Here is a 24,760-nt window from a genome sequence, read left to right as displayed (position 1 = left end):
ATCAGGAGTCTGCCTATGGCGATCAAGGCCGCGATCTATCATCTCACGCACTACAAGTACGACCGACCGGTCACTCTCGGCCCGCAGATCATCCGGCTCCAGCCCGCCCCCCATTCGCGCACCAAGGTGCTCAGCCATTCGCTAAAAGTCAGTCCTTCCAATCACTTCGTCAATATTCAGCAGGACCCCTACGGTAACTTTCAGGCGCGATACGTCTTTCCCGAGCCGGTGACTGAGCTCAAGATCGAGGTCGATCTCGTTGCCGACATGACGGTTTACAACCCGTTCGACTTTTTCGTGGAGCCCGAGGCGGGGACCTGGCCGTTTACCTATCCCGAGGCCATTGCGCCCGATCTGGAGATTTACAGAAAGCCCGATTCGAGCTTTGGGCCCCTGTTCAAGGATCTGCTGGCTTCCATCGACCGGACGCCCAAGAACACTGTCGATTTCGTGGTCGAACTCAATGCGCGGCTGCAGCGCGAGATCGGCTATATCGTCCGGCTCGAACCGGGCGTGCAAACGCCAGAGGAAACGCTGGAAAAGGCCAAGGGGAGTTGCCGAGACACCGGGTGGCTGCTGGTTAATACCTTGAGACATCTGGGCTTTGCGGCGCGGTTCGTTTCGGGGTACCTCATTCAGCTCAAGCCCGACCTGAAAGCGCTCGACGGCCCATCGGGCACCGAAAACGACTTCACCGACCTCCATGCCTGGTGTGAGGTGTACCTGCCTGGGGCCGGCTGGGTTGGGCTCGATCCCACCTCGGGATTGCTGACCGGGGAGAGCCATATCCCGCTCGCGGCGACCCCCCATTTCGCCAATGCCGCCCCGATTTCAGGGCTCGCGAGCTTTGCCAATGTCGAGTTCGATTTCGACATGACGGTCACCCGCGTGGCCGAACATCCGCGCATCACCAAGCCATTTTCCGACTCCGATTGGGTGGAGTTGTGCTCTCGGGGCCGCCAGATTGACCAAGATTTGGCCAACAATGACGTTCGGTTGACGATGGGGGGCGAGCCGACCTTCGTTTCCATCGACGACTTCGAATCCGGCGAGTGGAATGCCGATGCGGTCGGCCCCACCAAGCGCGAAAAAGCCGACATTTTGATCCGCCGTCTCCAGCAGCGTTTCGCGCCCGGCGGGTTCCTTCATTACGGGCAGGGCAAATGGTATCCGGGCGAAACTTTGCCCCGCTGGACGTTCTCGCTCTATTGGCGCAAGGACGGCGAGCCGGTCTGGAAAAATCCTGACCTGATCGCCCACGAGACTTCGGACAAGACCCCGAGCCCCGACCAGGCCAAGGCCTATCTCACCGAATTTGCCATGGCACTGGGTCTGGACGGCTCGACCGTCCAGCCGGCCTTTGAAGATCCCGCCGACTGGATCTTGAAAGAAGGCAATCTTCCCGAGAACGTCGATCCGACAAATCCCAAGCTCAAGGACCCCGAAGAGCGCATGCGCATGACGCGGGTCTTTGAGCGCGGGCTGACCGATCCGACCGGCTATGTGCTGCCGGTCCAGAAATGGAACGCCCCCGCGCAAGCCTCGCGCTGGCTGACCGAGGTTTGGCAGACACGGCGCGGCAAGCTGTTTCTGGTGGCCGGGGATTCGCCCGTGGGCTATCGCCTGCCGCTGGGCACCCTGCCCCATATCCCCGAAAGCGATTATCCCCATATCGTGGCCGAGGACCCCACCATCCCGCGCGCACCCCTGCCGCCGCGCGACGAATTGCCGGTGGCCAGCCTTGTCGCCGACGAGGTCATCGCCCAGACGCAGATCGAACAGGAAATCACCGACATCGAGGGCAAGGTGCGCACTGCGCTTTCGGTCGAGCCGCGCGACGGCCGGCTGACGGTGTTCATGCCGCCGACCGAAAAACTCGAAGACTATCTCGAACTGATCGCCGCCGCCGAAACGGCTGCCGAAAAGCTGGGCCTGCCGGTCCATATCGAAGGCTATTCGCCCCCATCGGACCCGCGCCTCAATGTGATCCGGGTGGCGCCCGATCCCGGCGTCATCGAGGTCAATGTCCACCCGGCGACCAATTGGGACGAGTGCGTCTCGATTACCGAAGCGGTTTATGAGGAGGCGCGGCTCTCCCGGCTGGGCGCCGACAAGTTCATGATCGATGGCAAGCACACCGGCACCGGCGGCGGCAATCACGTGGTGGTCGGTGGCGCGACGCCCAATGACAGCCCGTTCCTGCGCCGCCCCGACCTGCTCAAATCGCTGATCCTGCACTGGCAGCGCCACCCCTCGCTGTCCTACCTGTTTTCGGGCCTGTTCATCGGCCCGACCAGCCAGGCTCCGCGCTTTGACGAAGCGCGCCACGACAGCCTTTACGAGCTTGAAATCGCCATGGCGCAGGTGCCAGCTCCCGGCGAGGGCGACGCGCCCCGGCCGTGGCTGGTCGACCGGCTGTTCCGCAATCTGCTGGTCGATGTGACCGGCAACACCCACCGCTCGGAAATCTGCATCGACAAGCTCTATTCCCCCGACGGTACGACCGGACGGCTGGGGCTCGTCGAGTTCCGCGGCTTCGAGATGCCGCCCAACGCCAAGATGAGCCTCGCCCAGCAATTGCTGGTCCGCGCGCTGATCGTGAGGTTCTGGAAAGACCCGATCAAGGGCAAGCTGGTCCGCTGGGGTACAAGGCTGCACGACCGGTTCATGCTGCCCCACTACGTCTGGGCCGATTTTCTCGACGTGCTCGATGACCTCCGCCAGCACGGCTATGACTTCAAACCCGAATGGTTCCAAGCCCAGCTCGAATTCCGCTTTCCCTTCTGCGGCGAGGTGACGGTCGCGGGCCACACACTCGAAATCCGTCAGGCGCTCGAACCCTGGCACGTCATGGGCGAAACCGGCGCCATCGGCGGGACCGTGCGCTATGTCGATTCCTCGCTCGAGCGGCTACAGGTCAAGCTGACCGGAGCCGAGCCCGAACGCTACACAGTGGCCTGCAACCGCCGCCCGGTTCCGTTGACAAAGACCGATCTGTCAGGCGTTTCGGTGGCGGGGGTGCGCTACAAGGCCTGGCAACCCGCCTCGGGTCTCCATCCCGAACTGCCGGTCAACACCCCGCTGGTGTTCGACGTCTATGACAATTGGACGGGACGTGCCGTGGGCGGGTGCATTTATCACGTCGCCCACCCGGCCGGCCGGAACTATGAAACCTTTCCTGTGAATGCCAACGAGGCCGAAGCAAGACGGCTTGCGCGATTCATAGCCAATGGACATAGTGCCGGATCGTATGATTTGCCGGCCGAAGCGCCCACGCCCGAGTTTCCTCTGACGCTGGACCTGAGGCGACCCCACCAGTGGCTTTAGATGACCGCTTCTCCCTCCGCCGCCAAGGCACAAAAGATGCCTGACCTGATCGGCGCGTATCGCCCGATCTCGGGCGTGCCCGATGAAATGGTCGCGCCCGACGGCACGGTCAAACCCGGCTGGCTCAAATTCATGTCGGCGCTGGACGCGCTGGGGGCCGAGGAGCTGACCAACCGCTTCCAGCACGCCGACCAGTATCTGCGCGACGCGGGCGTTTTCTACCGCATGTATGACGGGCTCGAACAGGGCGAGCGCGACTGGCCGCTGGCCCATATCCCGCTGTTGATCGCCGAGGACGAATGGCGCGGCATCGAAGCCGGCCTCGCCCAGCGCGCCGACCTGCTCGAAACGGTGATTGCCGATATCTATGGCAACAACGCTCTGGTCCGCGATGGCCTGCTGCCGCCCGAGCTGATTGCCGGCAATCCCGAATTCCTGCGCCCCATGGTCGGCATCGAACCCATGAGCGGCCATCATCTCCATTTCTGCGCCTTCGAGCTTGGCCGCGGCCCCGATGGGCGCTGGTGGGTGCTGGGCGACCGGACACAGGCACCCTCGGGGGCGGGGTTTGCTCTGGAAAACCGGGTGGCGACCACCCGCGCTTTGGCCGATATCTATGCCGATCTCAACGTCCACCGCCTGGCCGGCTTTTTCCGCGATTTCCGCAACGCGCTGACCGACATGGGCGGCAATGGATCGGGCCGCGTGGCGATCCTCACCCCCGGCCCGCTCAACGAAACCTATTTCGAGCACGCCTATATCGCGCGCTACCTTGGCTTCCTGCTGGTGCAGGGCGAGGACCTCGTTGTCGTCGATGGCGAGGTCATGGTGCGCACCGTCTCCGGGCTCAAGCCGATTTCGGTGCTCTGGCGGCGGTTGGACGGGGATTTTACCGACCCGCTGGAGTTGCGCCAGGACAGCCACATCGGCACCCCCGGCCTGACCGAAGCGGTGCGGCGCGGATCGGTGGCGTTCGTCAATTCGCTGGGAGCGGGGATTTTGGAAACCCGTGCGCTCGGCGCCTTCCTGCCGGCCATCGCCAGATCACGGCTGGGCTCCGATCTGGCGCTGCCCAACATCGCCACATGGTGGTGCGGCGGCGAAGAGGCCCGCGCCTATGTGCGCGACAATTTCAATGACCTGCTGGTCGGCCCGGCGCTCTCCACCCTTTTGTCCATCGACGATGACGGCGGCACTGCCGCCATTGCCGATCTCGACCCGGCGGCGCGCGCCGACCTGCTGGCAAAAATCGAGGCCGACCCCAAAGCCTTCGCGGCACAGGAAGCGGTCAAGCTCTCAACGGCCCCGGTCTATGTCGGCGGCGCGCTCGAACCGCGCCCCATAACGCTGCGGGTCTATGCCGCCCGCACGGCAGAGGGCTGGTCGATCATGCCGGGCGGCTTTGCCCGCGTCGGCTATGCGCTCGATACCGCCGCCATTGCCATGCAGCGCGGGGGACAGGCCGCCGATGTGTGGGTGGTCAGCGAAAGCGAGGTCGAACAGGTCACCCTGCTCGCCAAATCCAATTCAACGATCGAACGCAACCCGTCGGGCAATCTGCCCTCTCGCGCCGGGGACAATCTGATCTGGCTGGGGCGCTATGCCGAGCGCTGCGAGGCCAGCGTTCGCATCCTGCGCGCCTATCATCTGCGACTTGCCGAACTGGGCCGCGAGGACAACCCGCTACTGGTGGCCACAAGCGCCTATCTCGAACCGCTTGGCATCGACGCCACCGAAGCGGTCCCGGCCGGGCTTCTGGCCATCATCGATGGCGCGGTGCGCTCGGCCAGCCAGATCCGCGACCGCTTTTCACCCGATGGCTGGCTGGCGCTGACCGATTTGCAAAAGACCGCCAGGCGGTTTGCGCGCACCATAAAGCCCGGCGACGACGCCACCCGCGCCATGACGGTGCTGCTGCGCAAGCTGGCCGGCTTTTCCGGCCTCGTGCATGAAAACATGTACCGCTTTGCCGGCTGGCGCTTTCTCGAAATCGGGCGCCGGCTCGAACGCGGCATCCAGATTGCCGAAATCGCCACATGGCTGTGCGCGCCCGACGCGCCGGAAGGGGCCACCGAAATGCTGCTCGAAATCGGCGACAGCGTGATGACCCACCGCCGGCGCTATGGATATGGCTATGGCAATCTGGGCGCTGTGGAATTGCTGATTTCCGATCCGCTCAACCCGCGCTCGGTGATGTTTCAGCTGACCGAACTGCTCGAACAGCTCAAGGAACTGCCCGGCGGCTATGTCGATGGCCAGCTCTCGGCCGCCGCCAAGGCCGCGCTCAAACTCCAGACCGAACTGGCGGTGATCGACGCCGCCGACGTGAACCCCGACATGCTGGTTGGGGTCGGCAACGGGCTGGCCAACATCTCCAATTTGATCTCGGAGATGTATTTCTGATGGCCAAGGACGGGGCTTTCCAATTCTCCGCCGTCATCCCGGCCTTGAGCCGGGATCCAGTAACCGGCAGCGCCCGTGGATCGTTCGCTCGCGCTGAGCGTACTGGACCCCGGCTCGAGGCCGGGGTGACCAAGTGGGGGGTGCGGGCGATGCGCTGCGATTTTGCTCACCGCCGGGCGTCCTGACCATGCTCTACGACATCCGGCTCAAGCTCGATTATGCCTATGATGCCCCGGTTTCGGGCGGGCGGCATCTGGTGCGGGTGTTTCCGGCCAATCTGGCGGGCATCCAGCGGGTCGTGGCGGCGAGCCTGACCGTCGATCCCCAACCGGCCGAACGCTCCGAGTTTGTCGACTTCTTCGGCACCCGCGTGGCGGCGCTCGCCTATCGCAGCGCCCATGAGGCTCTCGATATCGCCATTGCAGCCCGGGTCGAAGTGCTGCGCGGCGATCCGGGCATCGATTTCACGCCAACGCTCGAGACGCTCCATGCCGAAATCGCCGGCAACTGGGACATGGGATCGCTCTCGCCCCATCATTTCCTCAGCCCCAGCCCCCGCATCGCCATAGAGCCAGCGATCACCGCCTATGCCAGATCGAGCGTCAAGCAAGCGATTTCGGTGCGCGAGCTGGCCCACCATCTGGGTCTGCGCATCCATGCCGATTTTGCCTATGACGGCGAGGCGACGCTGGTCGATACCCCGGTGACCGAGGCCTTCGCGCTCAGGCGCGGCGTGTGTCAGGATTTCGCGCACATCATGATTGCCGGCCTGCGCGGGCTGGGCGTTCCGGCGGGCTATGTCTCGGGGTTCCTGCGCACCATACCGCCCGAAGGCGAAGAGCGGCTCGAAGGCGCGGACGCCATGCACGCCTGGGTGAAAGTGTGGTGCGGGCGCGAAACCGGGTGGGTCGAGTTCGATCCCACAAACGCGATTTTCGCCGGCCAGGATCATATCGTCATCGGCTATGGGCGCGATTATTCCGACGTCACTCCAATCGTGGGCATGCTGCGCTCGGCGGGCGGGCAGGAAACGACACAGGCCGTGGACGTTCTGGAAGTCGGCTAGATGCCTCCCATGCGGCGGGCCATGAATTTTTCCAGCCCCACGAACCCGTCATAGATCAAGACCGCCAAAGCCCCCACGATCAGCCCGCCCTGCAAGACGAAAGCCGTGTTGCCCGAAACCAGCCCGGCAATGATGACTTCGCCCAGGGTGCGGGCCGCAACGGTCGAGCCGATGGTGGCGGTCGAGAGCGAGATGACTGCCGAAAGCCTGATGCCCGCAAGGATCACCGGAAGCGCCAGCGGCAATTCGACCCCCGAGAGACGCTGCCAGCCGGTCATGCCGGTGCCGCGCGATGCCTCGCGCACCGAGGGAGCCAGCGACGTCAGCCCGGTCAGGGCGTTCTCGAAAATCGGCAGCAACCCATACAAAAACAGCGCAACCAGAGTTGGCCCTGTGCCGAACCCGAGCATGGGCACAGCCAGCGCCAAAACCGCGACCGGCGGGAAGGTCTGCCCGATATTGGCGATGGCGCGCGAAAGGGGCAGGAATTCCTCGCCGAACGGGCGCGTGACCAGAATGGCCAGCCCGACCGCGAACAGCGTTGCGAGCACGGTTGCAAACCCCACGATGGCCAGATGGCTCAGGGTGAGCGAGAGGATGGTCGTCTGGGTGTAGATCGGTGGCGTGCCCTCACGCACCAGCGGCGCAAACAGCGGCGCAAAGCTTTGCGGCGTCACGATGAACGCGATGAGCAACGCCAGAACCACCAGCCTTATGACGACCCCGATCTTCATTGCGGCCGCGCTGCCCGTTTTTCCAGCGCCGCGCGGGTGACGATGCCGATGGGTACGCCGTCTTTGGTCACCGGCAGGGCCGGGCGCTGCGACCACAGCATTTCCGAATAGGCGTCGCGCAGCGACAGGTGGGTGTCGACGGGCTGGCCCTCGGCCTCGCCCGGCTCGACCACCGAGGAGACATGATCGAGGGTCAAAAGCCTAAACGCCTTGTCGCCAGATCCCAGCATCGCCTCGACGAAATCGTCCACCGGATTGGCGATGATTTCCTGGGGCGAGGCGTATTGCAAAACCTTGCCCTCGCTCATCACGGCGATGCGGTCGCCGAGCCGGATGGCCTCGTCCATGTCGTGGGTGACAAGGACGACGGTGGTGCCCAGCCGCTGCTGGATTTCCACCAGATCGGCCTGCGCCTTGGCGCGGATGATCGGGTCGAGCGCGCCGAACGGCTCGTCCATGAGCAGGACCAGCGGTCCGGCGGCGAGGGCGCGGGCGACCCCGACACGCTGTTTCTGGCCACCCGAAAGCTCGTGCGGCATGCGCGAGCGGTATTGGTCGGGCTCGAGCTGGAACATCTCCAAAAGTTCGTCCACCCGCGCGGAGATCTTGTGCTTGTCCCAGCCCAAAAGGCGCGGGACGGTGCCGATATTGTGGGCGACGTCGCGATGGGGAAACAGCCCGTGCCCCTGAATGGCGTAGCCGATCTGGCGCCGCAATTCGTAGGGGGGCAGATCGTGGGTATCCTGGCCGTCGATGCGAATGGCGCCGGCACTGGGCTCGACCAGCCGGTTGATCATGCGCAACAGCGTGGTCTTGCCCGAGCCCGAGGTGCCCACGATGGCAACGATTTCCCGGCTCGGGATGGAGAGCGTTACATCGTCGACGACGGCGCGGCCGTCATAAGTCTTGGTGAGATGGTCGATTTCGATCATGGTCTTGCCCTCTGGCGGCCCTGGCTCAATTCCACCCCAGCGTCGAGCACGATGGCCGCCGCGAACGCCATGGCGACGGCGGGGATCGCCCCGAGCAGAACGAGCGGCATGGCGGTTTGCGAAATGCCCTGGAACACGAAGGTGCCAAGCCCCCCGCCCCCGATCAGCCCGGCGATAACCGCCAGACCGATATTCTGGACCAAAATGATGCGGATACCGGTGAGGATCACCGGGAAAGCCAGAGGCAGCAAAACACCTGTCATGCGCTGTCCATTGGTCATGCCCATGCCGCGCGCTGCTTCATTGGCATCGCGCGGCACCCCGTCGAGGCCGACGACGGTGTTGGACACAATGGGCAGCAGCGAATAGGCAAACAGCGCCAGAAAGGCCGGGGCGTAGCCGATACCGCCGATGCCGAGCTCGCGCGCGCCGGGCACGTTGGCGCCGATCCAGGCCATGGGCGCGATCAACAGCCCGAACAGCGCAATCGAGGGGACGGTCTGGACCACATTGAGGCTGCCCAGAATACCGGCCCGGACGCGGGGTATGCGGTAGCACACGATTCCCACCGGAACCCCGATCAGCACCGCCGCGGCCACCGATCCGAAGGCAAGAAACAGATGGACCTGCAATTGGGCAAAAAACGCCGACTGCCGACCCTGATATTCGCGCATCACCGCCAGATCGTCCCACAGGCCCGAAGCAAGGATGCCCCACAGAACCGCGGCCACACCGATCAGAATGCCGACCCGGGCGAACGGCCCGAGCTTGAGCCGGGCCAGGGCGTCGGTCGCGGCCAGCGCAAAAGCAAAGACCATGATCCACACACCCGAGCCGGGCGAAACACGGGCATAGGTATCGCCTTCGGGGATCAAAGCGGATGCCCCCATGCCCACGGCGACCGCCAGCGCGATCAGCGCGAGGCTGGCGACCGCGAGCCGGATGGCGAGCGGGGTCTTGAGCAGCAGGACCAGGAGCGCAACGGCCAGCGCGCCATAAAGCGCGATGCCGCCGACGCCCAGCGCGTCCCAGGCGGGAACCGCCTCGCCGGGGACGATCCGGTTGGCGCGAAAGACGAGAAAGGATTGAAAAACGAGCGCGAAAAGCCCCAGAGCGGCAACCACCACTCCGAGCTTGTCGATACGCAATGAATGTGTCCCGGCCCGGGCGAGCGCCGTCAAGATGGTTGGGGCCGCGCGAGGTTAGGCGCGGCCCTTTCCCTTTTAGAGAAAGCCGTTTTCGGTCAGGTAGGATTCGGCGACCGCTTCGGCCGGTTCGCCTCCCACCTGCACGCGGCCGTTGAGATCCTGCAGCACTTCGAGCGTCAGGCCTTCAAACACCGGGGCAAGGATTTCCGCGATCTGCGGATATTCGTCCAGCACGTCCTGGCGGATGATCGGCGCAGGCGCATAGACCGGCTGCACGCCCATATCGTCATCCATGACCACGAGCCCGGACGGCGCGATGCCGCCATCGGTGCCATAGACCATGGCCGCGTTGGCGCCCGAGGTCTGGTTGGCCGCAGCCGAAATGGTCGCTGCGGTGTCGCCACCCGAAAGCTGGATCAACTGGTCTGAAGAAAGCTCGAACCCGTAGGCCTCCTGAAAGGCGGGCAAGGCAGCAGGCGAGGTCACGAACTCGCTCGATGCGGCAAGCACGATTTCACCGCCATCAGCGATATAGGCGCCGAAATCGGACATGGTCGCCAGCCCGTTTTCCTCGGCGACATCCGAGCGCACGGCAATGGCCCATGTGTTGTTGGCCGGCGAAGGCGTGAGCCAGACGACACCGTTTTCGGAAAGGTCCATTTCGGCAACCCGGTCGAACCCGGCCTGCGCGTCATTCCAGACGTCCTCGTCCTCAAGACCGAAAAAGAACGCGCCATTGCCCGTATATTCCGGGTAGATGTCGATCTGGCCGGCTGCAATCGCCTCGCGCACGATGGGCGTCGCGCCAAGCTGGATGCGGTTCTCGGTCTCGATATCGTTGGCCTGCAGCATCTGGGCAATGATGTTGCCCAAAACACCGCCCTCGGTATCGATCTTGGACGAGACGACCACCTGCCCGTAGGCAGTCGTGGTCAGCGCGGCAGCAACAGCCGCGCCAGCAATGATGGAAAGCAGTTTCACGGATTTTCTCCCGGTCTGACTCTGGTCATGGACTCAGCCTCGTAGCCTACAGCCTGAAGCCGGGATGACCAGCCCTGAGTTTAGAAATTATCGTGAACGGATTTTGTTCCCTTTGTGGTCCGCGATGAACTGGCCGCCACGCAAAATAACCTCGTGTCACCCCGGCCCGGAGCCGGGGTCCAGTACACTCGGATTTTTTGGCTTAAGCGCAGGCGCTGCCGTTTACTGGATCCCGGGTCTTCGCCCGGGATGACCGCTGAGTTTGTGTAGCCTTCACGGGAAAAGCGCTACCCCATCGAATAAGGCAGATACCCGATAAACCCCGTGAGCTTCCACGATCCCTCGATCCGCGCCAGCGTATAGACCGACTGCCAGTCGAGGATGTCGAAGGTGCCGTCTTTCATGGCGACCTTGCCGTTGAACTTCTTGTGCGCCAGCGCGCGGTCTGCGGTGATTTCGATGTCGGTGAGTTCGGTCGCGCCGAACACGCCGGCCCGGGCGGTTTCGATCTCTGCGCGGGGTGCAAAATCGCGGGCGCCGGCCAGCCAGGAATCGCGATAGCTCTCCAGCGTCGGGAAACTGACCCGCCAGTCATCGGGATTGCCCGAGGCCCTGCCATCGATGCCCATGAAGCGCTCGGCGGCGAAATCGGGTTCGACCATCGACCACTCGCAGGCCAGAAACGCCTCGATATCGCGCGCCACCAGCATTTCCCAGATGGCATGGCGATCGGGGTCATCGGCGAAGGGATTGAGCGCGTAAAGGTCCATTTATTTGAGCATGTCCCTGTAGATGCCCGGCCAGGAATTGGGGATTTCCATGGCGTCGAGCTTCTTTTTGTAAAAGTCCACAGGCCCCGGATCTCCGATCACACCATAGGCGAAACCCTTGTCGCGCAGATCCTCGAGCGTCCTGAACAACAGCGCCTCCCCGATCCCCCGCCCGCGCGCCTTTTCGAGCACGCCGGTCGGCCCGAAGAACCCCCGCGCCGTGACATCACCGCAGGCAAAACCCAAAAGGCCCGACGCATCCGTCGCCAGCCAAACATCGATGGGCTGGTGCGAAAACCCCACTTCGACCTCGCTGCGCCAGTGGCGCGAGAAATGGGCCTCGACCCAATCGGCAACCAGCCCGCGCTCGGGAGGGAGCGCCCGGCGCAGGGTGGCACCTTGTCCCGCAACGCGCGAATAATCGTAACGGGGAAGATCGTAAAGGCGAACGAGAAGGTCCATCAGGCGGCGTCCATGTCCTGGAATCTGTGACGCACAAAATGCCCCGGCTCGACCTCGACGGGCAAGCCCGCCGGCTTGCGAGCCAGCGCCCGCACTTTTTCGATGTTCTGGGCAAACGCCCTGCCCCCATCCGCATCGGCAACAAAGCGGACATTGGGGTCTGGCACGGCCGAGAGCAGCACCTTGGTATAGGCATGTTGCGGATTGGAAATAACGCTGTCCGAGGGCCCCCACTCGACCACCTGCCCACCGAACATTACCGCGGTGTCCTCGGCCAGATAATGGGCGGTGGCGATATCGTGGGTGATGTAGAGGAATGTGATGCCGCGCTCAGCCTTCATGCGTTGCATCAGGCCCAGCACCGATTTGCGGATCGACACGTCGAGCATCGAGGTAGGCTCGTCCGCAACGATCAGTTCGGCCCCCACCGCAAGCGCCCGGGCCAGATTGACCCGCTGGCGCTGGCCGCCCGACAGTTCGTGCGGATATTTTTCCAGCGTCACGGCGGGGTCCAGTTCCACATCGGCCAGAACGCCCCGCACCGCATCGGCCAGCCCGCTACCGCCGAGCTTTTTGTGCAGTTTGAGCGGGCGTTCGAGGTGGTGACGGATGGTATGGGCCGGATTGAGCGCAGCAAACGGGTCCTGAAATACCATCTGCACGGCCTGCGAATAGGCAAGTTCCTCGGCGCGCCCCTTGATATCGGCAATGTTGCGGCCCTTGAACCTCACCTGGCCTTCGGAAAGCTGAAACAACCGGGTGACGGCCCGCCCGATTGTCGATTTGCCCGAGCCCGATTCACCAACGATGGCAAGGGCCCTGCCCTTTTCAACGCTCAGCGAGACATTGCGCATGGCAACGACCTCCTTGGCGGCGCCGAACATGGGCTTGAGATGAAAGACTTTCGAGGCGTTGTCGATTTCGAGAAGCGGTGCGTCAGACATCAACTTGCCTCCCTCACTGCGATCCTGGGCATCGCATCCCAGAGCTTGCGCGTGTAGTCGTGCTGCGGATCGGAAACGATGGCGGCGGTCGGCGCGTGTTCGACGATCTCGCCCTCGAGCATCACGGCGATCCGATCGGCAAACTGGCTCATCAGCGCCAGATCATGGGTTATGAACAGGATCGAGAACCCGAACTGCGCCTTGAGCGCCATGATTTCCTGCAGGATTTCGCGCTGCACCACCACGTCGAGCGCCGTGGTGGGCTCGTCCATGATGATCAGCTTGGGGTTGAGCGCCAGCGCCATGGTCAGCACCACCCGCTGGCGCATGCCGCCCGAAAGCTGGTGCGGGTAATCGTCGAGCCGTGCGGCGGGGATGCCGACCAGCGCCAACAGCTCTTCGGCCCGCGCCCGGATTTCCGGCCGTGAAAGGCCCGTGTGCCGCGCCAGCATGTCACGGAACTGCTCGAATAGGGTCAGCACCGGATTGAGCGAGTTCATCGCGCTTTGAAACACCATGGACACCGACGACCAGCGCCACTTTTCCAGTTTGGCGGCCGGCATGGCCAGCACATCGGTGCCGTCGATCGTAATGGAGCCCCTGGAGATGATGGCGGGCGGGCGGTGCAGGCGCATCAGGGAAAAGGCGATCGTCGATTTCCCCGAACCCGATTCTCCGGCCAGCCCCATCACCTCGCCCTGCCCGATATCGAAATCGACGTTCCTGACGGCGGTGAACAACCCCTTGCCGGTGAGATAATCGACCTGCAGGCCGCGAACCGAAACCAATGCGCTCATTGTGCTGCCTCCAGCTTGCCGGCCGCGCGCTGGCGGTCGAGCTTTTCCTGCGCTTTGGCGGCCGCCGCTATGGTGCCGAGCGTGCGCAGGCGCGGGTTGGAGATTTCATCGACCCCGAAATTGAGAAGCGAGAGCCCGATGCCGATGCCCGCCACCGCAACGGCCGGGGCCAGCACTTCCCACCACGCCCCCACGGTGATCGCCGATGAATTCTGGGCATGGTAGAGCATGGTGCCCCACGACACCGACATGGGATTGCCCAGGCCCAGAAATTCCAGCGTCGCCTGGGTGATGATGGTGTAGGTCACCGAACCGATGAAATTGAACCCGATGATCGAGAGCAGGTTGGGCAGCAATTCCACAAAGATCATCCGGTGGGCCGGCTCGCCGATCAACTCGGACGCCTGGATATATTCGCGCTGGCGCAAGGTCATTGTCTGGGCGCGCGTCACCCGCGCCCCCCATGCCCACGAGGTCACCCCGATGATGATGGCGATGACGACGGGTGAGGTTTGGCCAACGAAGGCGGCGATCACCAAGAGCAGCGGTAGCTGGGGAATGACGAGCACGACATTGGTGCAGAAATTGATGATCTCGTCGATAACGCCCCCGAAATAGCCCGCGGCAATGCCCAAAACGGTGCCGATCATCACCACCAGCAGCCCGGCGAAAAACCCTACGGCCAGCGAGGTGCGCGTGCCGTAGACCAGTTGCGAAAAGACGTCGCGTCCCATCCGGGTCGTGCCCATCAGCGCCTCGCCATCGGGCGGCGTATGGGGGCGGCCCACCCGCGCCATGGGATCGGCGCCCAGGATCATCGGCCCGAAAACGGCGACCAGGACATAGGCGAGCACGATCAGCAGGCCGAAGGCCGCCTTGCGGTTGCGCAGGAAGACTTTGAGGGTTTCAACCATGATCTCAGGCCCTCCGCAGACGCGGGTCGAGCAGCACATAGGCCAGATCGACGATGAGGTTTGCCGTCAGGATCGCCAGCGTCATGATGAGCAGCTGGCCCTGGATGAGCGGGTAATCGCGGGTGACGATGCCGATATAGAGCGTCTGGCCGAGGCCGGGATAGTTGAACACCACCTCGGTGACCAGCGAGCCGCCAAGGATTGCGCCCAGCGTCAGCCCCAGCGACGTGACCGAAGGCAGGAGCGCGTTGCGGGCCGCGTAGTTGAACTTGACCCGGCGTTCCGACAGCCCCTTGGCCAGGCCCATGATCACATGGTCCTCGCCGAGCTGGCCGATCATGTTGTTGCGCATGGTGACCAGATAGCCGCCCACGAAAACGATCATCAGCGAGATGACCGGCATCAGGCCGTGGACGAAGACCGAACTGATGTAGGTCCAGGTAAAGCCTGGGTCCAGGCTGGGATTGAAGGCATATCCGGTCGGCAGCCAGCGTAGGGCAACGCCGAAAACGAACAATGCGACAATGGCGATCACAACCGGCGGAATGGCCTGCAGGGCCAGCGACGCGGGGGTGATGATGGCATCGAACGCCCCGCCGCGCTTCCAGGCGGCAAAAATGCCCATCAACGTGCCGATGGCAAAGGCCAGCACCGTCGCGCACCCGGCCAGAAGCAGCGTCCAGGGCAGCGCATAGCCGAGCCGCTCGTTGACCGTCTGGGGATAAAACCGGATCGAATAGCCGAAATCACCGGTAAACACCGATTTGAGATAGGAGAAATACTGCTCGTGCAGCGGACCTGTGGCAAACCCGAAGGTTTCGATCAGTGCGGCCCGCGCTTCGGGCGGGATCGTCGTTTGCGACTGGGCAAACATGATGTCGATGGGATTGCCGGGCATCAGCCGCGGCAGAATGAAATTGATGGTGGCCGCAACGAAGAATGCGGCGATGTAAAAGCCCAGTCGGCGCAGGACGAAAGCCATTCTTTCTCTCCGCTACGAGGATGAGATGACGCGGCCCGAAGGCCGCGTCACAGAGATGTCGGAGCTAGGATCAGTCTTCGACCGGGCGCAGGGCGAGCAGGTGCAGCAGCCGCTCGGGAACGCCCGAATAATCGACCGGGCGCGCCACGGGGTTATCGGCGTTGAAGAACCCGGTGAACCGCGTGGTGTTGTACTCGTACCAGAGCGGATTATCGAACACCCAGACCACCGGCATGTCCTCGGCGACCAGCATCTGGATTTCGTTCATGAACTCCTGCTGCTCGTCGGGATCGATGGTTGTGTTGAACGCATCGAGGGCTTCGTCGAGTTCGGGGTTGGAGTAGCGGGCCGACTGGAAGCGGCTCTGCCCGATATGGCGCGAATGGAGCGCCTGGTCGAGGAAGTAGTGCGGGGTAACGCCCGTGGTGACCGAGTTGATCGCCGCTTGGTAATCGCCGGCGATGAGCTGATCGGTCCAGGCCGGGCTTTCCGGGGTCTGCATGGTGGCGTTGATGCCGAGCGCGTTCAGGCCCTCGACAGCGAGTTGGACCGTGTTGACCCAGTCGGTCCAGCCATTGGGAACGATGATGTCGAATGCGATCGGCTCGCCGCTCGGGCTGTCGATGAACCCGTCGCCATCGGCATCGGCATAACCGGCTTCCTCGAGGATCGCCTGTGCGCCCTCGATATCGAACTCGGTGTACTGGCCGTATTCGACTTCGACCTCGGGGTTGTTCCAGGTGTGATAGGCGCGTCCAAGGCCCGAGGGATAGTCGTTGACGGTGGGATAGCCGTAGCCGGCGATATCGACCATCGCTTCGCGGTCCATGGCCATGGAAAAGGCGCGGCGGAACGCAACATCGTTGAACGCTTCATTGAGGCCGGGGTCTTCGGTGGTCATGTTGAGCGAGAAATAGACCGGCGAACCCGAGGGGAACCAGTAGCCGTGATGGTCGGGGTCCAGCCCGACATAGGTGCGCTCGATATCGGGCAGGAACGAGCCGAACCAGTCAAGCTCGCCATTGGCGGCCGCGGCCAGAACCTGATCGTTGTTGGCAAGCTGAGGCAGACGCAGGCAATCGACGTGCAGGCTTTCGGCATCCCAGTATTCGGGGTTGCGGCACTGGATGTATTCCTGCGGGGTGAACCGCTCGATCTCGGACATGGCGCCCGAGGCGACATGGTCGGGATTGGTGTAAGTCACCGGGTCTTCGACCTCGGCCCACACATGTTCGGGGACCGCATAGACCTGGACGAGCTGGTAGATCAGCCCGGCATCGACTTCGGTGAGCTTGAACTCGATGGTGCGATCGTCGGTGGCCGTGACGCTTTCGAGCTTGGGCCAGACCGCGCGGGTATCGAGCGCGGGAAAGTCCTTGATGAGGTTGAAGGTGAACGCCACGTCGTTTGCCGTGAGTGGCTCGCCATCCGACCAGCTCAGGCCCTCGCGCAGGGTGAAGGTGAGGGTCAAGAGATCGTCGGAATACTCATACGATTCCGCCAGCCGGTATTCCGGCGTGCCGCCCTGCAGGGCGTTGAAGATCACCAGCGGCTCGTACATGAAATCGATGACCGTCGGCAGCACGGTCGTGGTGTTGAACGGGTTGTAATTTTCGACCCAGGCCGTCAATTGCTGGGGCACCATGGTGAGGATGGCGCGGTCGTCGTCCTGGGCCTGGGCCAGGCCGACCGGCAGGATCAGAACGCTGGCAAGCAGCGCCCCTTTCAAGAAAGTGGTCGTCATGAGTGTTGAGCTCCCTCCAGTTGCACCACGGCCCCTTCGCCGCGGCTGACAGATATTCCCTCCCCGACAGCACATGCGCCGGGATACGCCGAAAAGCGTGGGGACCATTGGGGCTGGTAAGGGAGGGTTCTGTCACGGGTGCTTTTCCGTCAATTGCGCACCCAAAACCGGCAAAACCGTCAAAATCGACGTTAAGGGGTGTGACCGGCTTTATGTATTGTACCATCCCCATATGAATAGACGATGTCACAGGTTCGGGCGAGGGGCCCTGCCTGGGCCAGGGAAAGGGAGAAACGACGATGGGCGCGTTTGGGCTGGCACCGAAGGGTTTCCGCGGCCGCCTGTTTGCGATTCTGATCGCCATCACCACCATTCCACTGGTTTTGACCGCAACCGTCTTCTTTTCCATCCTCAACGCCAATGTCGAAGAGGAAACCTTTGCCCGCCTCGCCTTCGTGCGCGACGCCAAACGCTCCGAACTCGACCAATACCTGACCTTTGCCTTCCGGCAGGCCGATTCGCTGACCAAATCGAATGCCGTGCGCTATTCCATCGGCGATTTCTATGGCTTTTCCTATGCCTTCCGCCAGATCGACCCCGATCCCGAGCAAGCCCGCAATGTGCTCCAGGCCATCTTCGGCATCAATGGCCGGGCCCCGGCCAGCGATGGGGTGTTTTCACCCGACACCGATGCGATGGTCTCCAACGCGCTCGAATACGCCAATGCTCACCAGCGCTTCCACGAGGAATATTCGAGCTTTATCCGCTCGGCCGAATTCGACAATCTCTATCTGGTCAACACCGACGGACGGGTCGTCTATTCGGTCGAAAAGGACGCCTATCTCGGTGGCGATCTCGATGGGGGGATGGCCGAAACAGCGCTCGGGCAACTGGCCGCAGCGACCCTTGAGGGCTCTGAAACCATCCGGGTAACCGATTTTGCGCCCGATCCGCAGACCGGGACATTTGGCGCCTATGTCGCCGTTCGGGTGGAATTTTACCAGCGCCCGCGCGGCGTGGCGATCTTCCGCCTGCCAGCCAGCGGCGTCGGTGCCATCGTCCAGTCCCAGCAAGAAGAGACCGGCAATTTTTTCATGATCGCCGGCAACGGATTGCTGGTTTCCGCGCCGGAGGACTATGCCCTTCCCATCGGTGCGACCGTTCCAACGCCGCACCAGGGCCAACCCGCCACATCCACCGCCCTTATCGGCGACGGCCTGTCGGGCGGCGCAGCACTGTCGGCCTGGGGTCCTGTCCAATTCGGAGACACCCAATGGGCGCTGCTTGCCGAAGTGCCCACCCGCAGCGCCTTTGCCAATTCCGAGGCGCTGACACGGTTTGTCCTGATGATCGCCGCCATCGCGCTGCCCATCCTGTTCTGGGTGGCATATCTGCTCTCGCGCACCATGACCGCGCCGCTGCAAAAGCTGACCGAAGTGGCCGAATCGATTGCCGCTGGCGATCTGGAACGGACCATGCCCAGCGTGGAAAGACCGACCGAATTGGGCCGGCTGGCCGAAAGCTTCAAGCGCATGCGCGACGCCATCCGCGCACAGCTATCCCTGATCGGGCAGAAGAATGTCGAACTGGAGCGGCACGTCAGGCTGATCGAGGAAAAGAACGCTGCGCTCGAAGAGGCCGACCGGCTCAAAGACACGTTCGTCGCCAACACCAGCCACGAATTGCGCACCCCATTGAACGGCATCATCGGCATTTCCGAAACACTCTCGGCCGGTGCCGTTGGCGAATTGACCCCGCCCCAGCGCAGCCAGCTCGACCTCATATCCTTTTCGGCACGCCGCCTGTCGCGGCTGGTCGATGACCTGATCGATATCTACCGCATCCGTCAGGGCCGCATGCGCCTCGATATCCACCCGGTCCACGTGGCAACCTCGATCCGCAACGTCATGCAACTGGCCGAACCGCTGCTGCGCGGCGAGCCGGTGACGCTCGACGTCGATATCCCCGAAACCATTCCCTATGTGATGGCCGACCCGGTGCGCTTCGAGCAGGTGCTCTACAACCTCCTGGGCAATGCCATCAAATACACCGACCAGGGCTCGATCTCGATCACGGCATGGCGGGCCGGAGACACCGTCGCCGTGGCCGTCACCGATACGGGCGTCGGCATTGCGCCCGACAGTCTCGAGCGCATCTTCCAGCCGCTCGAACGCGGCGAAAGCCCCGAAATGATCGCCAAGCCCGGCGGCGCCGGACTGGGCCTGACCATCGCCCGGCAACTGGCCAGCGCCATGCACGGCAGGCTCGCCGCGCAATCGGATTTGGGCAAGGGATCGCGCTTCGTGCTCGAAGTCCCGGTCGCCGAAACCGAGGCGACCGAAGCGGAAATCCTGACCTATGGCGAGCGCAGCGAGGGCCTGCGCGAAACCATGGGCATGCTTTTGGCCGACACCGCCGAAATGAACTCCGCCAATTCCGACGCGGCCCCGGTGATCCTCGTTGTCGATGACGAGCCGATCAACATTCAGGTCTTGCGCAACGTGCTCGCGCCCCAGGGCTATATCGTGCGCGCCGCCGAAAATGGCATGGACGCGCTGACCGCGATTGAAAATCACAAGCCCGACCTCGTGGTGCTCGACGTGATGATGCCGCAAATGGGCGGGCTCGAAGTCGCCAAGCGCCTGCGCGACCGCTATGGCCTGCTCGACCTGCCCATCATCATGGTCACCGCCCGCTCGCGCACCCGCGACGTGATCGCCGGGTTCGAGCACGGCGCCAACGACTATGTGGTCAAGCCCTTCGTCAAGGACGAGCTTCTGGCCCGCATCGCGACGCTCCTCGAAGCCGGACGCGCCCGCGGCACGGCACGCGAAAATATCGAACTCAAATCGGAAATCGAGCGCCGCGTGCAGGTCGAAGACGCCCTGCGGCTTTCCCAGCAACGCATGGCACGGCTGCTCGATACGCTCGAAGCGGGACTGCTCGGGGTCAGTGAGACCGGCCGCATCACCTACGCCAATCAGGCCGCAGCCGTGCTCGCCGGCCGCGTCATCGATCCGGGCAAGACGCTGCTGAGCGATCTTTTGACCCCCACAATGGTCGACGCCATGACCCGCACGATTGCCGATGAAGGCCGCGTGGCGCTCGACGATGTGCCCATGGGCAGCTCGGGCAATCCCGTCCTGCTCAACGCCTTCGAGATCGAGGCCGACGCGGGCGGCGGCTTTGCGCTGGTCATCACCCCCGACACCGCGCAGACGCGCCGGCAGACCGACCATCTGGTGCGTTCGGTGCAGGGCGTTCTCGATACCGTCGGGCCGGTGCTGATCGAACAGCAGGCCATGCCCGCCAACTCCACCGCACTCGATGCAACGCCGCTCCCCGGCAAGGAAGTCTATCGCGAAACCATTGTGGCTGTGATGACCCAATCGATTGCCCTGTGGCGCCGCGCCAAGGGCGGCTCCAAGATCGACTTCGCCGAAAAAAGCGGCATCTGGCGGGTCAATCTCGACCGCTCCTCGCTGCAGGCGAGAACGCTCGACAAATATCTGCTGATCGAAACCCTTCCCGCCAACCCCCGCTGGCGCGACGTGATCCAGACCGCCGAGTTCGTGCTGGCCGACATAGAAGCCCAGATCGACCAGAACGCTGAATTCGCCGCCCAATACGAAAATCTGCGCACCCTGGCCCAGACTCTGCGCGACCTGGTGCGCGAACATATTCTCCCCAAGCCCCGGGGAGAAACCGAACCGGCAGGCGCCCAGGACGCCTGACCGAACCGCCCCAAAACCTCCGAATTTTTGTAAAGGCTGTCACCATGCCCACGCCCTCGTTCCGCCTCGAAGCGGACTGGAACCCCGAAATCGCGACGCCAGGCCGGCTCAAGATGACGCTGATCAACACCGGGCAGGAGCCGGTGGAAGGCTTCGCCCTCGGCGTCACCTCGCTGTTCCGCATCAAGCCCGACAGCCCTATCGACGGCGCAAGGCTGCTCGAGCAATTGTCCAATTACCATCTGCTCGCTCCCGCAGAGGGCTTTGTTCTCGAACCTGGCGGACGCTGGGAGATTGCGGCAAAACAGATCTCCCACACCCTGCGGCATTATACCTATGGGCCGAAATCGGCTGCCGTGACCCTGGCCGACGGCACGATGGTGTTGCCCGAAATCGCGCCAATGACGCTGAAGGGCGAGGCGGGCACCCCCACCATAGCTCACCCGGCCCGCCAGCCCTTGCCTGAAGACGAAACGACGATCAGCGTCATCCCCTTCCCCGCCGCCGTGGAGGTCACCGGGAATTTGGTGCCGGCCATGATCGGCTTTGGTGAAGGGCCGGAACTCGCCTATAATTCATACGAGGTCACAGCCGATCTGGCCCGCCGCCTGTTTCCCGGCGAAACCCTGTTCGGCGACGGATTGCCCATCCAATGCCTTACCGAAGCGCGGCTGGCCGAAGGTGCATATGAAATCGCCTTCGGGGAAACCGTGACCCTCAGGGCGAGCGATGCCGATGGTTTCCAGCACGGTTTCATCACCCTGGGCCAGTTGCTGCGCGGCGCGAAAAAACATCCAGAAGATTTCATCTTCCCGACGTCGGGCACGATATCGGACGCCCCGCGATTTGGCTGGCGCGGCAGCCATCTCGACGTGGCGCGTCAGGTGTATACAACCGACGAGATCATCGCTTTTCTCGACACCATGGCCTGGAACAAGCTCAACCGTTTCCACATCCACCTCAACGATGACGAGGGCTGGCGGCTCGATGTGCCCGACTATCCCGAACTTGCCGACAAGGCCGCATGGCGCGGCCCCGGCGAAATCCTCCCGCCCCTGCTCGGTTCACCGTTCGAACGGCACGGGCTGGTCTATCGCGCCGCCGACGTGACGGCGATGGTCGAACACGGGCTGAGCCTGGGGATCCAGACCATCCCCGAAATCGACATTCCCGGCCATTGCTATTGCGTGCTCAAGGCCCTGCCCCAACTCGCCGATCCCGAGGAAACCGGCATCTACCGCTCGGTGCAGTATTTCCCCAACAACGCGCTCAATCCCGCGTTGGACGAAACCTATAAATTTCTCGAAGCGGTCATCAGGACGCTGGTCGAATTGTTTCCGGCCAAATGGATCCACATCGGTGGCGACGAGGTGGCCGACGAGGCATGGGCCGGTTCGCCCCAGGCGAAATCCCTGCAGGGACCGAACGGCTGGCAGGGCACGTTCGCGCTTCAGAGCCATTTCCTCAAACAGATCCAGTCGCTGCTGAAAAAATACGGCAAGGACACCGGCGCCTGGGAAGAGGCGGCGCTGGGCGGCGGGGTCGACCAGGACCGCTCCTACCTCGTTGCCTGGAAGAAATCGGAAAGCGGACGCGATCTGGCGCTGGCCGGCTATGACGTGGTGCTGGCCCCGGCCGAACACGCCTATTTCGACATGGCGCAATCGACCGAATGGTGGGAGCCGGGGGCAAGCTGGGCGGGCACGGTCTCTGTCGAAACCTGCTATGGTTTCGATCCCGCCCATGATTGGCCAGCCCAAGTTCAGGACAAGCTGATCGGCGTCCAATCATGCCTGTGGAGTGAAAACCTCGCCCATCGGGCCCTGTTCGATCATCTGACCTATCCGCGCCTTTCGGCCGTCGCCGAAACCGCCTGGAGCCCGCGCGAGACCAAGGATTTCACCCGCTTCATGGCCATCCAGACCCTGATGCCCAGGGCACGGCTGGGCTGACGACATCCCGGCTGCGGCCCTGCTTGTGCCGCAGCCGCGATCATTTGCGCGATAAGGGTGTTATTGCGCGGTCTAATGGATCGAGATCAGCCCGGAAAAGTTCAGGCGACGCTGTGCTGGGCGGCCTTGAGCGTATTGGCCATCAGCATGGCAATCGTCATCGGCCCCACCCCGCCCGGCACCGGGGTGATCGCCCCGGCGCGTTCGGACGCGGCAGTGAAATCGACATCGCCGACCAGCCGGGTCTTGCCCTCGCCCTTTTCGGGCGCGGCGATGCGGTTGATGCCCACATCGATCACCGTGGCGCCGGGCTTGATCCAGTCACCCTTGATGAACTCCGGGCGCCCGATGGCGGCAACCACGATATCGGCGCTGGCGCAAAGGGCGGGCAGATCGCGCGTGCGCGAATGGGCGATGGTGACCGTGGCGTTGGCGTGCTGAAGCAGCGCGGCGACCGGGCGCCCGACAAGGTTGGATCGACCGACAACGACGGCCGTCAGCCCCGAAATCCCTTCCGTATGGACGGTTTCGAGCAGTTCCATGCAGCCCTTGGGCGTGCAAGGCACCAAAGTCTTGTCGACCTGGCCCGAGGCCAGCCGGCCGATGGAGATGTCATGCAATCCATCCACATCCTTGGCCGGATCGAGCGCGCCTATGGTGGTGCGTTCGTCAAGATGACCCGGCAGCGGCAATTGCACGAGAATGCCGTGGATGGCCGGATCGGCATTGAGCGTGCCGATCACGGCCAAAAGCTCGTCCTGGGTGGTGTCGGCGGCAAGGGTGTGCTGGACCGAATGGAACCCGCATTCCCTGGCCATCCGGCCTTTTGAGGCGACATAGACCTGGCTCGCTGCATCCTCGCCGACCAGAACGACCGCCAGACCGGGCGGCATCCCGTTGGCGGCGCTAAACGCGGCAGCGCCCGCCTTGACCTTTTCGATTGCCGAAGCGGCAACGGCCTTGCCATCGATGATCGTTGCGGTCATGGCGACCTCCTTTAAGCGAAAACGACTGTCTTGTGCCCGTTGAGCATGACGCGGTTTTCCAGATGGCTCTTGACCGCCCGACCCAGAACCCGGCTCTCGATATCGCGGCCCACCGCGATCAGATCGTCCGGGCTCATGGCATGGGTCACCCGCGCGGTTTCCTGCTCGATGATGGGGCCTTCATCGAGATCTGGGGTGACGTAATGGGCCGTCGCGCCGATGATTTTGACGCCGCGCTCATGGGCCTGATGATAGGGCTTTGCGCCCTTGAACGAGGGCAGAAACGAATGATGGATATTGATGATCTTGCCGAACAGGCGCGTTGAAAGCTGGTCGGAGAGGATCTGCATGTAGCGCGCCAGAACAACGAGATCGGCATCGGCCGCCTTGATGATCTTGAGCACCTCGGCTTCCTGTTCGGCCTTTTCTCCCCTGACCACAGGCAGATGATAGAACGGAACACCTTCCGCCTCGGCGATCGGGCGCGCCGCCTCATGATTGGACACGATCGCGGCAACCTCGGCCCGCAGCGCACCGACCTTGATCTGGTAGAGCAGATGGAGCAGCGCGTGGTCGAATTTGGAGACCAGAATGACGATGCGCGGCACCCGCGCCGCATCGACGACAGCGGCCTTCATCTCGAACCGCTCGATCACCGGCTTGAGCGCGCGCTCGACTGCGTCCTTGTCCACGCCATCGGGCGCCGTGAACCCGATGCGCATGAAGAACTTGTCGGTGTCCTTGTCCCAGAACTGATTGGATTCGGCGATATTGGCAGCCAATCCGAACAATTCGCTCGTCACACCGGCAACGATCCCGGGCTTGTCGGCACAGGACAAAGTGAGGATGAAATCGTGCATGCGCGGATCGGCCCCCGAAGGCTA

Annotated in this window: 18 protein-coding genes; 5 read left to right on the top strand and 13 right to left on the bottom strand. The window is 63.2% G+C overall.

Annotated elements, in window-relative coordinates; genetic code table 11:
• Positions 1–15 precede the first annotated feature (15 nt).
• From V6617_RS05370 to V6617_RS05360, 3 genes are all read left to right on the top strand, one after another.
• Complete coding sequence (locus V6617_RS05370; RefSeq protein ID WP_338609633.1) at positions 16–3,327, top strand: transglutaminase family protein; 3,312 nt, start codon at positions 16–18, stop codon at positions 3,325–3,327.
• Entirely contained in the window at positions 3,328–5,730 is a 2,403-nt protein-coding gene (locus V6617_RS05365) for a circularly permuted type 2 ATP-grasp protein (protein WP_338609632.1), read from the top strand.
• A 187-nt stretch (positions 5,731–5,917) separates the two neighbouring features.
• Complete coding sequence (locus tag V6617_RS05360) at positions 5,918–6,796, top strand: transglutaminase family protein (RefSeq protein ID WP_338609631.1); 879 nt, start codon at positions 5,918–5,920, stop codon at positions 6,794–6,796.
• Here the strand turns inward: V6617_RS05360 and V6617_RS05355 are convergent.
• The 11 genes from V6617_RS05355 to V6617_RS05305 form a co-directional block, all read right to left on the bottom strand.
• On the bottom strand, positions 6,793–7,530 hold the full coding sequence (locus tag V6617_RS05355) for an ABC transporter permease (protein WP_338609630.1): 738 nt from the start codon (positions 7,528–7,530) through the stop codon (positions 6,793–6,795). The genes V6617_RS05360 and V6617_RS05355 overlap by 4 nt on opposite strands.
• Positions 7,527–8,462, bottom strand: coding sequence for an ABC transporter ATP-binding protein (locus V6617_RS05350; protein ID WP_338609629.1), 936 nt, complete (start codon positions 8,460–8,462; stop codon positions 7,527–7,529). The genes V6617_RS05355 and V6617_RS05350 overlap by 4 nt, the downstream gene beginning before the upstream one ends.
• A complete protein-coding gene (locus V6617_RS05345) occupies positions 8,459–9,610 on the bottom strand; it encodes an ABC transporter permease (protein WP_338609628.1) in 1,152 nt (383 codons plus the stop codon). The genes V6617_RS05350 and V6617_RS05345 overlap by 4 nt, the downstream gene beginning before the upstream one ends.
• Before the next feature lie 75 nt (positions 9,611–9,685).
• Positions 9,686–10,591, bottom strand: a complete 906-nt coding sequence (gene osmF, locus V6617_RS05340; RefSeq protein WP_422394807.1) for a glycine betaine ABC transporter substrate-binding protein OsmF — start codon at positions 10,589–10,591, stop codon at positions 9,686–9,688.
• 287 nt (positions 10,592–10,878) lie between these two features.
• Positions 10,879–11,361: a hypothetical protein gene (locus tag V6617_RS05335; RefSeq protein ID WP_338609627.1), complete on the bottom strand. Its 483-nt coding sequence runs from the start codon at positions 11,359–11,361 to the stop codon at positions 10,879–10,881.
• Positions 11,362–11,823 (bottom strand): GNAT family N-acetyltransferase, encoded by a 462-nt coding sequence (locus tag V6617_RS05330; RefSeq protein WP_338609626.1) that lies wholly within the window; start codon positions 11,821–11,823, stop codon positions 11,362–11,364. It lies immediately after the preceding gene.
• On the bottom strand, positions 11,823–12,767 hold the full coding sequence (locus V6617_RS05325; protein ID WP_338609625.1) for an ABC transporter ATP-binding protein: 945 nt from the start codon (positions 12,765–12,767) through the stop codon (positions 11,823–11,825). The genes V6617_RS05330 and V6617_RS05325 overlap by 1 nt, the downstream gene beginning before the upstream one ends.
• The gene (locus tag V6617_RS05320; protein WP_338609624.1) at positions 12,767–13,564 is read right to left on the bottom strand and encodes an ABC transporter ATP-binding protein; all 798 of its coding nucleotides are present in this window, start codon (positions 13,562–13,564) and stop codon (positions 12,767–12,769) included. Before V6617_RS05320 ends, V6617_RS05325 begins: the two co-directional genes overlap by 1 nt.
• A complete protein-coding gene (locus V6617_RS05315; RefSeq protein WP_338609623.1) occupies positions 13,561–14,478 on the bottom strand; it encodes an ABC transporter permease in 918 nt (305 codons plus the stop codon). Before V6617_RS05315 ends, V6617_RS05320 begins: the two co-directional genes overlap by 4 nt.
• A gap of 4 nt (positions 14,479–14,482) precedes the next feature.
• Positions 14,483–15,460 (bottom strand): ABC transporter permease, encoded by a 978-nt coding sequence (locus tag V6617_RS05310; protein WP_338609622.1) that lies wholly within the window; start codon positions 15,458–15,460, stop codon positions 14,483–14,485.
• Positions 15,461–15,530: 70 nt separating this feature from the next.
• A complete protein-coding gene (locus V6617_RS05305) occupies positions 15,531–17,204 on the bottom strand; it encodes an ABC transporter substrate-binding protein (protein ID WP_338609621.1) in 1,674 nt (557 codons plus the stop codon).
• Between the two features lie 299 nt (positions 17,205–17,503).
• Between V6617_RS05305 and V6617_RS05300 the strand changes: the two genes are divergently transcribed.
• Both V6617_RS05300 and V6617_RS05295 read left to right on the top strand, forming a co-directional pair.
• Positions 17,504–20,938, top strand: a complete 3,435-nt coding sequence (locus V6617_RS05300) for a response regulator (RefSeq protein ID WP_338609620.1) — start codon at positions 17,504–17,506, stop codon at positions 20,936–20,938.
• A gap of 44 nt (positions 20,939–20,982) precedes the next feature.
• Positions 20,983–22,890 (top strand): beta-N-acetylhexosaminidase, encoded by a 1,908-nt coding sequence (locus V6617_RS05295; protein ID WP_338609619.1) that lies wholly within the window; start codon positions 20,983–20,985, stop codon positions 22,888–22,890.
• Between the two features lie 101 nt (positions 22,891–22,991).
• On the opposite strand, the gene folD is transcribed toward V6617_RS05295, so the two are convergent.
• A complete protein-coding gene (folD, locus tag V6617_RS05290; protein WP_338609618.1) occupies positions 22,992–23,876 on the bottom strand; it encodes a bifunctional methylenetetrahydrofolate dehydrogenase/methenyltetrahydrofolate cyclohydrolase FolD in 885 nt (294 codons plus the stop codon).
• Between the two features lie 11 nt (positions 23,877–23,887).
• Positions 23,888–24,736, bottom strand: a complete 849-nt coding sequence (purU, locus tag V6617_RS05285; RefSeq protein ID WP_338609617.1) for a formyltetrahydrofolate deformylase — start codon at positions 24,734–24,736, stop codon at positions 23,888–23,890.
• Between the last annotated feature and the right edge of the window lie 24 nt (positions 24,737–24,760).

The sequence above is a fragment of the Pelagibacterium nitratireducens genome (genome assembly GCF_037044555.1).
Classification (GTDB): domain Bacteria; phylum Pseudomonadota; class Alphaproteobacteria; order Rhizobiales; family Devosiaceae; genus Pelagibacterium; species Pelagibacterium nitratireducens.
This window is presented reverse-complemented; position numbering and strand designations above follow the sequence as displayed.

Bases quoted from the DNA above. Each gene is read 5' to 3' on its own strand.
- V6617_RS05325 (WP_338609625.1), bottom strand. From the start codon at position 12,767: ATGTCTGACGCACCGCTTCTCGAAATCGACAACGCCTCGAAAGTCTTT.
- V6617_RS05300 (WP_338609620.1), top strand. From the start codon at position 17,504: ATGGGCGCGTTTGGGCTGGCACCGAAGGGTTTCCGCGGCCGCCTGTTT.
- V6617_RS05370 (WP_338609633.1), top strand. From the start codon at position 16: ATGGCGATCAAGGCCGCGATCTATCATCTCACGCACTACAAGTACGAC.
- V6617_RS05365 (WP_338609632.1), top strand. From the start codon at position 3,328: ATGACCGCTTCTCCCTCCGCCGCCAAGGCACAAAAGATGCCTGACCTG.
- folD (WP_338609618.1), bottom strand. From the start codon at position 23,876: ATGACCGCAACGATCATCGATGGCAAGGCCGTTGCCGCTTCGGCAATC.
- V6617_RS05335 (WP_338609627.1), bottom strand. From the start codon at position 11,361: ATGGACCTTTACGCGCTCAATCCCTTCGCCGATGACCCCGATCGCCAT.
- V6617_RS05350 (WP_338609629.1), bottom strand. From the start codon at position 8,462: ATGATCGAAATCGACCATCTCACCAAGACTTATGACGGCCGCGCCGTC.
- V6617_RS05360 (WP_338609631.1), top strand. From the start codon at position 5,918: ATGCTCTACGACATCCGGCTCAAGCTCGATTATGCCTATGATGCCCCG.
- V6617_RS05295 (WP_338609619.1), top strand. From the start codon at position 20,983: ATGCCCACGCCCTCGTTCCGCCTCGAAGCGGACTGGAACCCCGAAATC.
- purU (WP_338609617.1), bottom strand. From the start codon at position 24,736: ATGCACGATTTCATCCTCACTTTGTCCTGTGCCGACAAGCCCGGGATC.
- V6617_RS05310 (WP_338609622.1), bottom strand. From the start codon at position 15,460: ATGGCTTTCGTCCTGCGCCGACTGGGCTTTTACATCGCCGCATTCTTC.
- V6617_RS05315 (WP_338609623.1), bottom strand. From the start codon at position 14,478: ATGGTTGAAACCCTCAAAGTCTTCCTGCGCAACCGCAAGGCGGCCTTC.
- V6617_RS05320 (WP_338609624.1), bottom strand. From the start codon at position 13,564: ATGAGCGCATTGGTTTCGGTTCGCGGCCTGCAGGTCGATTATCTCACC.
- V6617_RS05355 (WP_338609630.1), bottom strand. From the start codon at position 7,530: ATGAAGATCGGGGTCGTCATAAGGCTGGTGGTTCTGGCGTTGCTCATC.
- V6617_RS05305 (WP_338609621.1), bottom strand. From the start codon at position 17,204: ATGACGACCACTTTCTTGAAAGGGGCGCTGCTTGCCAGCGTTCTGATC.
- V6617_RS05330 (WP_338609626.1), bottom strand. From the start codon at position 11,823: ATGGACCTTCTCGTTCGCCTTTACGATCTTCCCCGTTACGATTATTCG.